10 protein-coding genes and 1 pseudogene are annotated in these 14,202 nt (G+C 63.4%); all 11 read right to left on the reverse strand.

Annotated elements, in window-relative coordinates:
* Window positions 1–116 precede the first annotated feature (116 nt).
* On the reverse strand, window positions 117–389 hold the full coding sequence (locus tag NVV57_00235; GenBank protein MCR6711193.1) for a type II toxin-antitoxin system RelE/ParE family toxin: 273 nt from the start codon (window positions 387–389) through the stop codon (window positions 117–119).
* Entirely contained in the window at window positions 382–645 is a 264-nt protein-coding gene (locus NVV57_00240; GenBank protein ID MCR6711194.1) for a type II toxin-antitoxin system prevent-host-death family antitoxin, read from the reverse strand. Before NVV57_00240 ends, NVV57_00235 begins: the two co-directional genes overlap by 8 nt.
* 162 nt (window positions 646–807) lie before the next feature.
* Window positions 808–1,299, reverse strand: a complete 492-nt coding sequence (locus NVV57_00245) for a hypothetical protein (protein MCR6711195.1) — start codon at window positions 1,297–1,299, stop codon at window positions 808–810.
* A gap of 121 nt (window positions 1,300–1,420) precedes the next feature.
* Window positions 1,421–1,915: an SRPBCC family protein gene (locus NVV57_00250; GenBank protein MCR6711196.1), complete on the reverse strand. Its 495-nt coding sequence runs from the start codon at window positions 1,913–1,915 to the stop codon at window positions 1,421–1,423.
* A gap of 47 nt (window positions 1,916–1,962) precedes the next feature.
* Entirely contained in the window at window positions 1,963–4,479 is a 2,517-nt protein-coding gene (locus NVV57_00255; GenBank protein MCR6711197.1) for a type I restriction endonuclease subunit R, read from the reverse strand.
* Window positions 4,374–5,528: a type I restriction endonuclease gene (locus NVV57_00260; protein MCR6711198.1), complete on the reverse strand. Its 1,155-nt coding sequence runs from the start codon at window positions 5,526–5,528 to the stop codon at window positions 4,374–4,376. Before NVV57_00260 ends, NVV57_00255 begins: the two co-directional genes overlap by 106 nt.
* Window positions 5,528–5,962: a DUF4143 domain-containing protein gene (locus tag NVV57_00265; protein MCR6711199.1), complete on the reverse strand. Its 435-nt coding sequence runs from the start codon at window positions 5,960–5,962 to the stop codon at window positions 5,528–5,530. The genes NVV57_00260 and NVV57_00265 overlap by 1 nt, the downstream gene beginning before the upstream one ends.
* A 321-nt stretch (window positions 5,963–6,283) precedes the next feature.
* Window positions 6,284–6,439 (reverse strand): annotated as a pseudogene (locus NVV57_00270) (hypothetical protein).
* Between the two features lie 1,280 nt (window positions 6,440–7,719).
* Window positions 7,720–10,947 (reverse strand): SIR2 family protein, encoded by a 3,228-nt coding sequence (locus NVV57_00275; GenBank protein ID MCR6711200.1) that lies wholly within the window; start codon window positions 10,945–10,947, stop codon window positions 7,720–7,722.
* Between the two features lie 434 nt (window positions 10,948–11,381).
* Entirely contained in the window at window positions 11,382–12,554 is a 1,173-nt protein-coding gene (locus NVV57_00280; protein MCR6711201.1) for a restriction endonuclease subunit S, read from the reverse strand.
* Window positions 12,544–14,124, reverse strand: a complete 1,581-nt coding sequence (locus tag NVV57_00285) for a type I restriction-modification system subunit M (protein MCR6711202.1) — start codon at window positions 14,122–14,124, stop codon at window positions 12,544–12,546. Before NVV57_00285 ends, NVV57_00280 begins: the two co-directional genes overlap by 11 nt.
* Between the last annotated feature and the right edge of the window lie 78 nt (window positions 14,125–14,202).

The raw sequence follows: 14,202 nt of genomic DNA on the forward strand, positions 1-14,202 counted from the left end.
TCACCACTGTACGTGCACCGACGCTCGGAGTTCGGCCCGCGGAAGACGCTCACGCCTGCGGCTCGCGCGCGACGGCGGGACTTCTTGAAGATCGCGCGGCTTCGGCGCGGATGCGCTCACGGGAGGGCTCGGTAGATCTCGCGTCTATGCCCCGCAGCAACAACGAGCACGATCAGGCGCCCCTCGTCCACGGTGTAGACGACGCGGTAGTCCCCCACGCGCACGCGTAGATATCCGTGGCGGCCAGTGATCGCTCGGGCGCCCGAGGGTCGCGGATGGCTGCGCAGGAGACCGATCGCCTTCAGCACGCGGGTCTGGGCCACGCGGTCGAGTTTCTTGATGTCACGTGCGGCGCGTTCGGAGATCTCGACCGCGTACTGATCAGTCAAGCTCGATGCCCAGCTCGCGCGCGAGGTCTTCGAGTGCGACAGTGGGCGCGCCCGCGAGCGTGGCCTTCCTCGCCTCGTCTGCGGCGCGAGCGTCTTCAGCATCCTCAAGCGCCTGCAGCGCGCGTCGACTGAGGTCAGCATCCATGATGGTCACGGTCTCGCGTCCGTGATCGGTGACGGTGACCGGCTCACGGCGCGCGGCCTCGACGGTCTCCGCCCACTTCTGGCGGGCGTGCGTTGAACTGATCTGGTTCATGTCAATATTGTACGTTTTTGACATCCTGACGACAACGTACACTCTCAACAGATCTACGAGTTCGCGAAACCTACTGTCGCCACCCACTCTTCACCGAACCGCTGCGCCACCATGCGACAGCGCCGCGGTCCTACGAGGTCCGAAGGTGCTCTGGGCGACCGACTACTGCTTCTCCATCTTGACCGTCATCGTGGTCCCCAGGGCTGACAATTTGTAGCTCAGCACCCCGTCCTCAAAGGTGAAGTCCTTGGTGTCATCAGTCGAAGCAAGCAGCGCAGTGTCGGTCGCTTCCTTGTCGCGCTCAGAGGTCACGACAAAGGAGTCCGCCGCGTCTGTCGGAGCAACGAAAGTGCCAACCCAGTAGATCGAGGTCGTATCCCCATCGTCGGAGACCCAGTCGATCGAGATGGTGTCGTCCGTGATGGTCGCCTGCTGGTAGTCCGTCTCGCTATTGGAGTTCGTCTGCTTCCAGGTGCCTGTGAGGTCGGGGGCGGCCTGCTCCGTCTCTGCAGGGGAGGTCTGCTCCTGCTGCGCCGGGGCTGTGGCCGTGGGCTGCGCGGATTCGCCGGAGGCTTGGGTCGGGTCATCCGAACTGCTGCAGCCGGCAAGAGCGAGCGTGGCGATGATCGCCAGGGGTGCGATGAGCTTCTTCATCGTTCTATGGTCCCTCACTTCCCGCGGATCCTGCAGGACCTCCGGCCTGACAATTCGTAGCGAGTGGCACGAATCACACGACTTCAGTGCCCACACGTAGCCACGATGACCTGGCAGGAACCTAGCTCGTCGCAGCCTCGTGCAGACGCGCGACGGCTGTGGCGAAGTAGGCGATGTCTTGGTCCGCGTGTTCTTGTTGGTGCGCCGCGCGTTCCTTTCGATACGTCCCCAAACGACGTTCCTTGTCCTTTGGCACAACCTCGCGGAACATGGCGTGGGCAACAATTCGCGTGGTGCCGGGCAACTCACCTGTGGACGTCATCCAGTACTCACGGGCGCTGTAGCCCGCGGTCTCGGTGAGCGTCGCCCACGTTGAGGGCGGTTCCGCCTTGAGCACGCGCGTCTTGTACAGATGGTGCAACCCCGTATGGGGATGCTTCACCTCTACGAAGAAGGCGTGCTGCGCCGTCCCTACCTCGCCGCTAGCCGTCACCGCAATCAACACACCAGGTCGCGTCTGCGGCATGTTGGCCGGATCCGCGATGCATTGCCACACGAAGTCAATCGGCGCTGGCACCAGTGCCTCCGCGTCGACGGAGTAGTCAATCCATTCCACGGTCCGCACTCTAGCGGCACCCGGACAGGTGGTTTCGAACGCCAGACTCAGCTCGTCCACAACCTGCTTGACGCCTCAGCTTGAGCAATGACAGTCCGCACCGCCTCGTCCGCCTTGTCGGGTGGGTACCCGTACTTCTTGAGCGTCCGCTTCACTAGAACCCGCATCCGCGCCCGAACGTCCTCGCGCATGGTCCAGTCGATCGTCACCGAGCCCCGCACGGACTCCACCAGCTCGCGCGCGATCACAGCCAACTGCACGTCCCCCATGACCTCGCGCACGCCCGCGTGGTCGTCAAGCGCCTCGTAGAAGGCGTATTCGTCCTCGTTGAGTCCCAGTTCTTCGCCCCGCGCATCGGCCTCGCGCACCTCGCGCGCGATACCGATCAGTTCAGCGATCACAGCCGCCGCCTCAATGGACCGGTTGCGGTACTTGATGAGGGACAACTCGAGCATCTCGGAGAAGCGCCGCCCGGACACGACAGACCGCGCACCATGCCGCCGGATCTCACCATGCAGCAGCTTCTCCAACATCTCCACGGCCAAGTTCCGCTGCGGCATGCCGCGAATCTCGTCGAGGAACCGCACGTCGAGCACCGAGATCTCTGGCCGCTCCAGCCCCGCGGCGGCGAAGATGTCCACCACTCCTCCAGGCACCACCGCGCGCGAGACGATCTGCCGGATCGCCGCATCGGCATCAAACGGCCGCACATCGGGATCGAGCGTGCGCTGGGTCAACTTCGAAGACAGCAGTTCGAAGTAGCCCACCTCGTCGCGCACAGACAGCGCGAACTCGGAAGGAATCGCCAACGAGAACGCTTTCTTGAGGTCGGAGACGGCGGCCGTGAACCGCGCCTTCCCGTCTCGCAGCGCCAACACGTGCTCAAGCCCCTCGGTGACTGCGATCAACTTGTCGCCTTGGCCCCCGGCAAGCCGCGCGCGGTAGTCGTAGGCGGGCACCACAGCATCGGGCCTCGCTTCGCCGGCAAACATGGCGGCGACCACCTCGTACTTCTCCTGCAGAACCGCAATGGCCGACGCTTGGTCCAGTGTCGGCCGCCCCTTGCCTCCGCTCTCGGTGTAGGTGGCGAGGGCCTTCTTGAGTTCGGCGGCAAGGCCGATGTAGTCGACGACCAGGCCGCCCTGCTTGTCGCGGAACACCCGGTTCACGCGCGCTATGGCCTGCATGAGGCCGTGGCCGCGCATGGGCTTGTCCACGTACATCGTGTGGAGCGAGGGTGCATCGAAGCCGGTGAGCCACATGTCGCGCACGATCACGAGCCGGAACGGATCGGCTGGATCGCGGAAGCGCACGGCGAGTTCCTCGCGCTGCTGCTTGGTGCGAATGTGCTTCTGCCAGGCAGGACCGTCCGCAGCGGAGCCGGTCATGACCACGTTGACGAACCCGTCGGCCCACTCGGGCCGCAACGCAACGATCCGGTCGTAGAGCTCCACCGCGATGCGGCGGGACATCACCACGATCATCCCCTTGCCGGCTACGCCGCCCTCGCCGGTGCGGTTCTCGAAGTGCTCCACGATGTCCCGAGCCACCAGATCCAGACGCTTGCCGGAACCCACGATGGCCTCGAGCGCCGCCCACTTGCTCTTGAGCTTCTCGCGTCCGGACTCCTCCTCGGACTCGGTCGCCTCCTCGAAGTCGGGGTCGATGGTGGGACGCTCGGACTCGTCCAGGTTCAGCTCTGCCAGCCGCGATTCGTAGTAGATCGGCACGGTGGCGCCGTCCTCGACGGCGCGCTCGATGTCGTAGACGCTGATGTACTCGCCGAACACGGCCCGCGTGTTCGCGTCCGTGCTCTCAATGGGCGTCCCGGTGAACCCGATGAACGACGCGTTGGGCAACGCGTCCCGCATGTGGCGCGCAAAGCCGTCGATGAAGTCGTACTGGCTACGGTGCGCCTCGTCCGCTATGACCACGATGTTGGAGCGGTCGCTCAGCGCGGGGTAGGTGTCGCCCTTCTCCTCAGGGAAGAACTTCTGGATGGTCGTGAAGACCACCCCTCCGGACTCGCGAGTCAGCAGCTCCCGCAGCTCAGCACGCGTCCCCGCCTGCACCGGGTCCTGGCGCAACAGGTCACGGCACCGCGCGAAGGTGCCGAAGAGCTGCTGGTCCAAGTCGTTGCGGTCGGTGATGACCACGATGGTGGGGTTGCGCATCGCGGGCTCGCGGATCACGGCACCCGCGTAGAACGCCATCGTGAGGGACTTGCCGGAGCCTTGCGTGTGCCACACCACGCCAATCCGACGCTGTTCAGAGTTGAGTGCGGCGGCACCGCCGGGCGCCTCCACGACCTCGAGGAACTCGGCGACCACAGCGATGTCGCCTTCCCCCACGTTCTCGATGACGATCGGCTCAAAGTCCGGGTTCGCCGGCGTGAGCGTCACGCGCGAATGCCGCCACCCGCCGTTCTCGTCCAGCACTTTCTCGGAGGAGTAGCGCTTCACCGTGTACCGAGAGCCCGTCTCGGGGTCCACGGAGTCACGCAACTCCACCACCACGTCGCGACCCTCGCGCGTGCCGTCGTCGCCGGCGCGCGGAACAGACACAGCGAACCATCGGGGATGCGTGGCTCCATCGACTTCCCAGTGACCCGCGCCAGGAACATGCCGGGCTCCACCGAACGGCCCAAGTCAACGGTCGCCCACTCTACGTCGTCTGCGATGAGCGTCTGGCCATCGCCGAACGCACCAGCGGCGAATTCGAGCGGGATCACCGGCACGGGCACCGGCTCGGCACCGGACTCACCAGCGCCAGTCGCGGCCACGGTAGACGCGAGCGCCTCCTGCACCGCGTAGTACTGGTGATACCCGGCAAGCTTCTTGACGGGCGCTCCCCCACCGTCGTCCTCGAACACCGTGAACGTGCGGAGCAGCTCCAGCAGCGCGGCGGGTGTCAGCACACCCTCGATCAGCTCCTTGAGCCCGTTCACCGAGCCACCCGGAGTCCGCCACGTCTTGAACCACTCCGTGCCAGCGGTGAGGCTGCCGATCTTGGCGACCACGCCGTCGGACAGAACGACGGCCGCGTTGGCGGTGAAGAGGGACGGGATCTCCTCCTTGTAGGTGCCGATCTGGTTATGGGCGTGGTGCTCCCACTCGTCGCCGAGGCCGGGCGCCTTGAACTCGATGACGGCGAGTGGCAGCCCGTTGACGAACAGGATGACGTCGGGCCGGCGGTTGTGGGAGTCCTCGATGATGGTGAATTGGTTGACCGCGAGCAGGTGGTTGTTGGCGGGGTTCTCGAAGTCGATGAGCGCAGCCTTGGCGCCGCGGATGGCGCCGCTCGCGTCGCGGTACTCCACGTCCACGCCGTCCACGAGCAGGCGATGCATGGTGCGGTTGCGGGTGGTGAGGTCGGGGCCGGGGACGCGCAGCACCTTGGTGAGGGCCACCTCGAGGGCCGACGCTGGCAACTGGGGATTGAGGCGCTCCAGTGCCTCGCGAAGGCGCTTGGTGAGGATGGTTTCGCCGAGACTTGAGCGTTCGGGATGGGGGCCGTCGGGCTCGATGTCGGGGCCGAAGGCGGTGTCCCAGCCAGCTTCGCCTAGCCAGTCCAGGGCGGCGTACTCAACGGTGTCTTCGTTGAAACCTGACACTACTCCCCCCACTCGCTTACAGGTATCGACAAGAATTCGTCCACTGGGATTCCGCCGCCGCCGACGAGGAGCGGCCTAGCGGGTCCATGGACGTCAAGAAACTCCTGAATACCAGGGAGGCTACCCGCTCGCGTGCCACTCTTGACTTCGATCGCGGTGACTTTTCCGCGAACGGTCAGCACATAGTCCACCTCGTGGTTGCGCTCTCGCCAGTACTCGACGCGGCACTGCCCAGCGGCGGCCGCGTTGACGAGGTGCGCGCCGACCGCGGACTCGACGTATCTTCCCCAGCGTCCATCACCGGGCCTCAAGTCTTCCCACTCCCCGGGCGGTCTCATTGCCGTCATGAGCGCGGTGTTGAACACCTGAAGCTTGGGTATGGAACCGCGCGAACGCACGACGGAACCGGAGTGTTTTTGCAAGCCCGTGGCCATACCCGCACCCTCGAGCAGCCGCAGATAGTGGGCAAGGGTCGTCGTGTTGCCCGCGTCGACTAGCTGGCCCAGCATCTTGGAGAAGCTCAACAGTTCGCCTGAGTACTCGCACGCAAGATTGAAGACACTGCGAAGGAGAGCAGGTTTGTCGACTCGGTTGTTGAGGAGCACATCCCGCGAGATCGTTGTCTCAATAAGAGAGTCGAGCACATACCGCTGCCATCGCGGCGGATTATCTGCGAGGGTGGCGGCGCCGGGGTAGCCACCGAAGCAGATGTAGTGGTCGAGGTCGAACCCAAAGGCGGCATGCATCTCGGGGTAGGACCAATGTGGAACATGAATCTGCTCGAAGCGCCCTGCCAGAGACTCAGTGAGCCCGTTGGTCACGAGGAGCGGAGCGGAACCCAGCACTACAACCTTGACGTCGGTGCCCGTGCGAGTGTCCTCGTCCCACAGCTTCTTCACCGCCTCGGACCAGTTGTGGACTTTTTTGCACCTCGTCGATCACGAGCACCGCACCGCCAACGCGCGCAGCTACGCGCGCGGCCTCCCACTGCTGCTCTAGCCACGTTGGCGTTGCCAGCGAGGTTCCATCGGCACTCGCGAATTGGACCGGCACAGTGAGCCGCCCAGTCGCCTGAGTTACGAGCGTTGTCTTGCCAACTTGCCGTGGGCCAGTCACCGCCTGGATAAACCTGCGAGGCTCGCGCAGGCGTTCTTCGAGCTGAGCGGCGTAGGTACGCTCAAAGCCTCTTGACGAATTACTCAACACACTGAGTATTTTTGCTCAATGTCGCGAGAAGTGCAACGCGAAAGCACGATGATTGCCAAACAAGGACGCGGCCGACCGGCAACTTCCATCGCGATCACCGGCGTTGCAGCTCGGGCCATAAGCTCGGTAGTTTGCCGCAAGCGCACCGACTTGCGCGACAACACCGTTGTGTCGTCAGCGAACGGCACCCGCAGCCCCAGGTGTGCAGAAGGACGCCGATGCCCCAACCAACCATGGCTGAGCTTCGGTTCACAAGCGCCTTCGGTCCAGTCCCGCCTCATGCTCCCTCTGGGCAAGTTCCTCGCCTCAAACTAGGTCTTTGCAACAGCGGGCGAAGATCGACTACCCGGAGCTGGTGCCCGAAACTACTTGCCCAAACGTCGAAGGGTCGCATGCGCCGCCTCGCGCACTTCGTCAGAGGGATCGTTCGCGGCCATCTCTCGGAGGGTCTCCTCTGACGTCGCGGTCGAGCTCGCTCGACCGAGGCGAATCTGGTGGTACTGACGCTCCCACTGATTCACCTTTGATGCATCGACGGCGTTGAATGCACGCGGGTCAACGTGAACTCCGGCTGCTCTACCAGCGTCCATGCGGCGTCCACGTAGTTCTGCGAGGAACGCCTCAGGCGAGCTGGTTTCGGGGTTTTTCGCGTATTCGTCGCGGAGATCTTCGATCCTCTTCGGCAGACTGAAATAGAGAACAAGACAGCCAACCGACGCGATTGGAGGACCCCAGACGACATAGGGGATGTACCAGGACTTGTCTAGCCAGATGTCGCCAGTCCATAGGGGAGGCAGAACGAGCAAGCACCAAGATCCGGCAAGGAGCCCACCGATGGCCGCGATCGTCCCCGACTTCGGCCCTGAAGTGCGGTATCCCATGGTATAAATGCGCCGACCATACTTCGAGATGTGCAGCCTCAACTCGTCAACGGGATGAGTTTCCTTCTCACCTTCAACAACATCCGACGTCGGAGCGCTCGGCTCTAGCGCCCAAGAATTCCGACTTCGTTTGCAGCGTCGACCAGGGGCTGGACGACCGTCTCGCCGAGAGCGCCAGTCAACTCTTCGATGAACTCCCGCATCTCGTACATCGAGAGATGATCCAGGGAACGTGAGTTGCGCAATCGCTCAGAGAAGAAAGCGACTAGGGTCGCGCCGTGCTCAGCGAGTACCGCAGCGTCCACGTCTGGAGCGTGAAAGCGCGCCGCGAGGCCGATGCCTCGGTTTCCGAACAAAGCAGCGGCAGCTGGGATCTGAGATCCCATCCATGGCACCACGTCTGCCCAGTGCGCGAGTTCTGTCCCCTCAGCCTCGCGAGGGCGTCCGTCGAGCCTCGCCCCGAGGTGCCGCCTTAGCCAGTGGCTCCAAAGCTGTTCGCCGTCGACCGACTCGTCTGAAACGAAACGAACCACCGCTTCCGCGAACGCGATCGCGTGGGCGCCGCCTCCGCTGGTGACCGTCGCCGTCAGTAACGAGTTGCGATCCTTTTCCGCGATTCCCGCGTACGACACCACAGCTACGACAAGTCCGAGAAACTGCGCTCGTAGGTCATCCTCTCGCAGGTCGCCAAGCCGATTGAACTCGCGCAAGACACACTCCAAGAACCCTGCGGCAAGAAGCCGATCGTCATAGCGCGGATGGTACAAGTACGAGGTCCACGCAAGCCGAGCTGAAGCGTCGTCACTAAACAGCGGAAGGATCCGCGCCCGCGCGAATACCTCGTCCGCCGCGAACAAGAAGAACAGATGCGCCGCCGCTGCAGGTTCAACAGCATCAAGTACGGAGCGCGACCCTGCAAACAGCGCTTCGAGCGCATCGCGCTCTTCGGAATTCAACCCGCTCCAGTCGCCACGATGCTTGCGCCAGCGCCGATCAATCTCTGAAATCCAGTACTGCGCCAGGTCGCCAGGCCATGAGTTGAGCCAAAGCGGTGCGGTTGATACTGGATCGTCAACGTACTGCGAGTCAAATGCCGGGCCCTGTTCTCTCCAAAGCTGGCGCGCGGTGTCGCGCATGGCCGCGAGCGCGACAGTTTCGTCCGAGTCCACTCGCCGTTTCACCTGCGCCAGGAGAAACCTGCTTACCGACCTCGCGCTCTCGGGGAACCGAGTCTGGCTCGCGACCCGCTCAACGAGACTGCGGCCGAGACCGGCGACGTCGGCTACCGCCCAACCATCAATCGTGGCTCGGAACACGTGCTCGCTGCGGCCAGAGAGGCTCGGAGCGGACTCAACCAGATCCCACAAGACCTCTCCCGAGCCCGGATCCCGAGACACGAAGTCCGTGACTAGACGCAGTGCATCATGCCAGGTCGGTTCCCCGAAGTTGCGCTCGGAGTATTCGCGGCCTATCAATTCCGTCAGCGCACCGTAGGGGTCGTCGCGGAACAGTCGCGCGAAAGTCTCGAGTTCCATCGGCGGCACTCCACCCCAAGTCCCTCCAGACTTCCAACGGTCGAGATCGGGGTGATCTCGTGCTTCAAAGTGGGGGTATGCCTCTTGGATCTCTGCGAGGGCCTTGACCGCTTCGGGCCACTCGGGACGTGCGGTCACCAGCCAAACGAGCAAGTTGTACTTTGAGTACGCGATATGTCGCTCTCTGTCGGCGATGTCGTCCGGCAGTTCTGGACCCCTCAGCGCGGTCTCGACTAGCCGCCGTCGCACCTCAGCCGAAGCGGCGCCGACCGATTGCGCCAGCACCCCATACGCCTCATGCTTCAGATCAGTTTCATAGAGAGTTTCCCTGGCCAACAGCCACTCGACCTTCGCGTCACCGTCGCGCTTGTCATCGCACGCGACCAAGTGCACAGCCAGGCGACGGAACAACGGCTTGTCGAACGACCACCATCGTTCGGGGAGTCCAGCGTTACTTGAGAGAGCCTTCTCGCCGTAGTCGCGCAGCGCGTCGACTATGGCGTCTATCGGGTCTCTGAAATCGTCTTGCGCATGAGGCTCAATCGCCGACCTTCCAAAGCTCAGCGCGTCCCAGTGCCGATCTCCGTGATAAGCGGTTTGGAGGTCATACGCAGCGTCGAGCGCGTCCTCAAGCGCTGCGCCCAGTGTTGGCTCGCCGTTGGGGCGCTCCTCCAGAATCTTTGCCAGATTTGCAGTGAGTTCGTGCTCGTCGCTGCCCCAGACGACTTCGGCATTTGGAGGGTCGAACGGACTTGGCTCGCCCGTAAGAGTCCAGCGACGCTTCAGCGCCAGAGACGGACGCATTGCGGCGCGAAGCAATGGAAGCTCCTCTGCATCTGCCGATGGCTCATAGGGGAGCAAGCTTTCCAAGTCGCCGAGCGCAGAGTGCCCGTAAATCGAACTGGCAAGTAGCGCCTTCCATCGGCCCGCGGCCGTCGGATCATCCTTGGCTAGGTTTCGCACCGCCCAGGATGCGCTTCGAACTAGTGCACGGTTCCATACCTGGCCAAGCCGCTGCACCGTCTGCAACGCAGCACCATTGAGTTCGGGCGACCTCACGAACTCGTCGCAGAACCAATCTCCTAGAAGCAGGCCAGCCTCTGACGCTGCGCCTCCCGAAAAGTTGGATCGAAAGTCGGGGAAATCGTCGAGCCACTGTAACCAGGCGATCTTCGAAGCCGGTTCCTGGTCGCTCACAGCTTTGACAAAGTCTCGAACGCCGTCGATAACCCTCAGCCGTCCAAGGAGGTAATCGCGCTCAACGGGTTGGATTGTCGTACCCGATCCAACTATCTCGCGCGCGCGGGCCTCGTGCTCCGTCTGACCCATCGTGGCACGAAGACTCCAGGCGTCGAGCGCCGCGTTCAGGTCGCGATGATCGCGTCCTCTTGCGCTGTATCCGATTGGAGTAATACCCAGGTACTGCCACTTCGGATCGGCAGGCTCGCTCGTGAACGCGAATCGACGCGGCCGACCGTTCGCGTCGTGGGATGGGAGCCCCAATGCGAGGTACCGCATCACGGGATCGTCGTGACCGTATCCGATGAAGAGGACGGTATACCTGTCGAACATGGGCAAGAGGAACCGCGGCGCCCATGCTTGGGTCAAGTACGCCCTGCCAAAGTCGCGATCTGTAAGCACCATCTCGTCTGGCGGACGTGTGATCGACCCGTGCAAGTGTACGAGTCCGCTGAAGTTATGCCCGAGCGGCACGGCGGGCGCGCACCAGGTTTCCAGTTCCCCAAGGCCGTCGTCGCGCGCTGCAGTTGCAAGGTGGTCGTCATAGTTGGTCGTCACGATGCGCGGGGCGCCACTCGAGCGCGCTAGAGCAACGACGACCTGGTGCATTGTGTTGAAACGTGACTTAGGGTTCGAGATGATCGCGTGTGCGTGCCTGTGCGCGTCAAAACCACCTGGCAAGGATTCAAGCGAACCAACGAAGTAGTCGAGCCCACCACGGCGAGAGAATTTGTGAGCCGCAAGCTTTGCGAGCTGGCGTGCCAAGCCGTCATACAGCGGCAGACTCGACGGTCTCGCGCGCGACGCCCCCGCCCCAACGAAGAAAACTAACTCCCCCTCGCGTGAGCTTCCACGACTTCGTCGGGAAGGTCGACGCCGCCGGTAATCCACATGGATCACTGCCTCCTCCGCGCCAATCTCAATCGAGCCACGCGCCGGGTCCCGCTCGGTTGCTGCGCCACGCGAACAGCCAGTGCTACCACCCGACGGGCCTAGCTAATGAGTTCTTCGAGGAGCGTATCGCGGGCACCGCGGAGTACGGCGCTTTCGCGGGTCGCCGCCGACACAAGGTTAAGCAGCGGCGATACGGCGCGAGCGAACTCGCGGCGCAAGTGTTCCGGGGGGACAACCACCGGCAAGTCAGAGACAGCTTGCGGGCGCACGGCGGGATAGGCACCCCCGTCCGCGAGCGCCTCGAGCTGGTCAATCTGCCGCGGCGCGGTCGCCGCCAGGTACACGAAATCGCGGTCGCTGTCCGACTTCGGAGTTAGCACGGCGAAACCTGTCGAGCCGATGAGTCCATCTTCTTCGATTCGCGCGTACGAGCCATTGCCCGGCCGCACGGTCCCAATCACAGTGTCGCCCCTGCGCAAATCGCGTCGCGCACGGCTCGGTATCGCCTCACCGCCAAGTCGTTGCACCTCGAGGATCGAGCCCCACTTGGCGCCCCCCAGATCCAGGTAGCGTACGGTCGCCGGAAGCTGACTAGCGCCGAGCGTGTGAGCGTTGCACCACACAACGTCACCGACTTTGCCCGCGGCCCAGCCCGCCGGGGTTTCACCGTGTTCGGAGTCATCGAATCGGTCTGGGAAGAGGTCTGCTACGAGCAGTGGGAGGCCAGTGTCGCGACCCTCGGCCTTGGCCCGGACTGGGTCGAAGTCGACGAACCAGGACTTGAAGAGAGCTCGAGCCATCTCCTCGAGCGTGGCGCTCGTGCGGCGATTGAGTTCGATCTTGTCGTCGAGGGTCCCGAGGATGTGGGCGATGCGGCGCTGCTCGTCGACTCCCGGCACATCGACAATTGCCTCGTGAAGGTGGTTGCGGTTCACGCCAGGCACAGCCGCTTTGTCCGAGTACTTCAGGAAGTCGAGCGTTCGCAAGAAGTAACTCACGAACCGCGGGTCGTTACCCTTGAAGTCCGACACATACAACGCAGTGTTTAGGGGCCAGAAGTCCCCCTCGACGTAAAAGACCTCGCCGATCGTCCCATACCGTCCTGTGACGACGCCTGGACCACAGACCTTGGCCTCCACGTGGAAGTCCGTAACGCCTCCAGAAGAAACCACGGGGATGTTGCCCGGGCTGCGCCGTTGCTTCGGTAGGTCGTACCCACGCTTGAGTTCGACGAAGTCGCCGAGACGCATGCGCGTGAGGTCAGCCGCCATGGCCGAGCTCCGCGAGGTTCTTGTTGATCTCGGCGTCGAGGCGGGCGGCTTCGGCCCGCTGCTCTCGCAGTTGCGCGACGAGGCGCCTCATCTTCTCGTCGAACGGTTCGTCGTCCTCGTCGGCCGCGGCGGCACCGACGTAGCGGCCGGGCGTGAGGACGTGCCCGTGCTTGCGCACCTCGTCAAGGCTCGCAGCCTTCGTGAAGCCGGGAACGTCCTCGAACTCCCCCGCCCCCACTTCGCCGCGCCACGCGTGGTAGGTGTCAGCGATCTTGGCGATGTCAGCGTCGGACAGGTTCTTGAGTGTGCGCGACTCCATGTGACCGAGGTTGCGGGCGTCGATGAAGAGAATCTCGTCACGCCGGTCGCGCAGGTCGTTCTTGCCTGAACGGTCGCGAGCGAGGAACCAAAGGCAAACGGGGATCTGAGTCGAGTAGAACAACTGACCTGGTAGTGCCACCATGCAGTCGACCAAGCCAGCCTCGACGAGGTTCTTGCGAATCTCGCCCTCGCCCGACTGGTTGGAAGACATGCTGCCGTTGGCGAGGACAAAGCCAGCCACACCGTCGGGCGATAGCTTGCTCACCATGTGCTGAACCCAGCCGAAGTTCGCATTGCCCTTTGGCGGGGTGCCGTACTGCCAGCGCTTGTCGTCGGCAAGGCGCTCGCCGCCCCAGTCCGAGATGTTGAAGGGCGGGTTGGCGAGGATGAAGTCAGCCTTGAGGTCGGGGTGCTTGTCGTTGTGGAACGTGTCGCCCCAGGCGATCTGGCCGTCGATGCCGCGGATCGCGAGGTTCATCTTGGCGAGGCGCCACGTGGTGTGGTTGGACTCTTGTCCGTAGACGGAGATGTCCGCCGGCGAGTGGCCGCCGTTGCCGTTGCCGTTCGCGTGCGCCTTGATGAAGTCGACCGACTGGACGAACATGCCCGAGCTACCACAGCAGGGGTCATAGACGCGGCCCTTGTAAGGCTCGATCATCTCTACGAGGAGGCGGACGATGCTGCGGGGCGTGTAGAACTCGCCGCCCTTCTTGCCTTCTGCGGAGGCGAACTGGCTGAGGAAGTATTCGTAGACCCTTCCGAGCACATCTCGACTCTGGGCTTCCTTGTCGCCGATCGTGATGTTGCTCAGGAGGTCGATGAGGTCGCCGAGGCGCCGCTTGTCTAGTCGCTCGCGGGCGTAGTTCTTGCTGAGAACGTCCTTGAGCGAGGTGTTCGTGCGCTCGATGGCGTCCATCGCACTGTCGATGAGCTGGCCGATGTTTGGCTGCCGGGCGTTGTCTCGTAGGTGGTCCCAGCGGGCTTCTGGGGGGACGAAGAAGACGCCGTCCTTGGTGTACTCGTCCTTGTCTTCTGGATCTGCGCCTGTCTCTGCTTCCTCGGCCATGAGCTTGGCGTGCTGGTCCTCGAACGCGTCAGAGATGTACTTGAGGAAGATCAGGCCCAGGACTACGTGCTTGTACTCGGCGGCGTCCATGTTGTTGCGGAGGGCGTCGGCGGCCTTCCAGAGAGTGGACTCGAGGGGCTGGTCCTTGGCGGGTGGCTTGTTGGCCGCTGCGGTGCGGGGCATGGAGACATTGTGGTGCACGGTCCGCGGGCGATACGAACCTGAACGCCTGACGGGTCTCACGCGATGCCCTTTGCCATC

It is taken from the genome of Demequina sp. (genome assembly GCA_024707205.1).
Lineage (GTDB): Bacteria > Actinomycetota > Actinomycetes > Actinomycetales > Demequinaceae > Demequina.

Coding starts and splice junctions, on each gene's coding strand:
- NVV57_00245 (MCR6711195.1), bottom strand. CDS start 1,299: ATGAAGAAGCTCATCGCACCCCTGGCGATCATCGCCACGCTCGCTCTT.
- NVV57_00280 (MCR6711201.1), bottom strand. CDS start 12,554: ATGGCGGCTGACCTCACGCGCATGCGTCTCGGCGACTTCGTCGAACTC.
- NVV57_00240 (MCR6711194.1), bottom strand. CDS start 645: ATGAACCAGATCAGTTCAACGCACGCCCGCCAGAAGTGGGCGGAGACC.
- NVV57_00265 (MCR6711199.1), bottom strand. CDS start 5,962: ATGGCCACGGGCTTGCAAAAACACTCCGGTTCCGTCGTGCGTTCGCGC.
- NVV57_00285 (MCR6711202.1), bottom strand. CDS start 14,124: ATGCCCCGCACCGCAGCGGCCAACAAGCCACCCGCCAAGGACCAGCCC.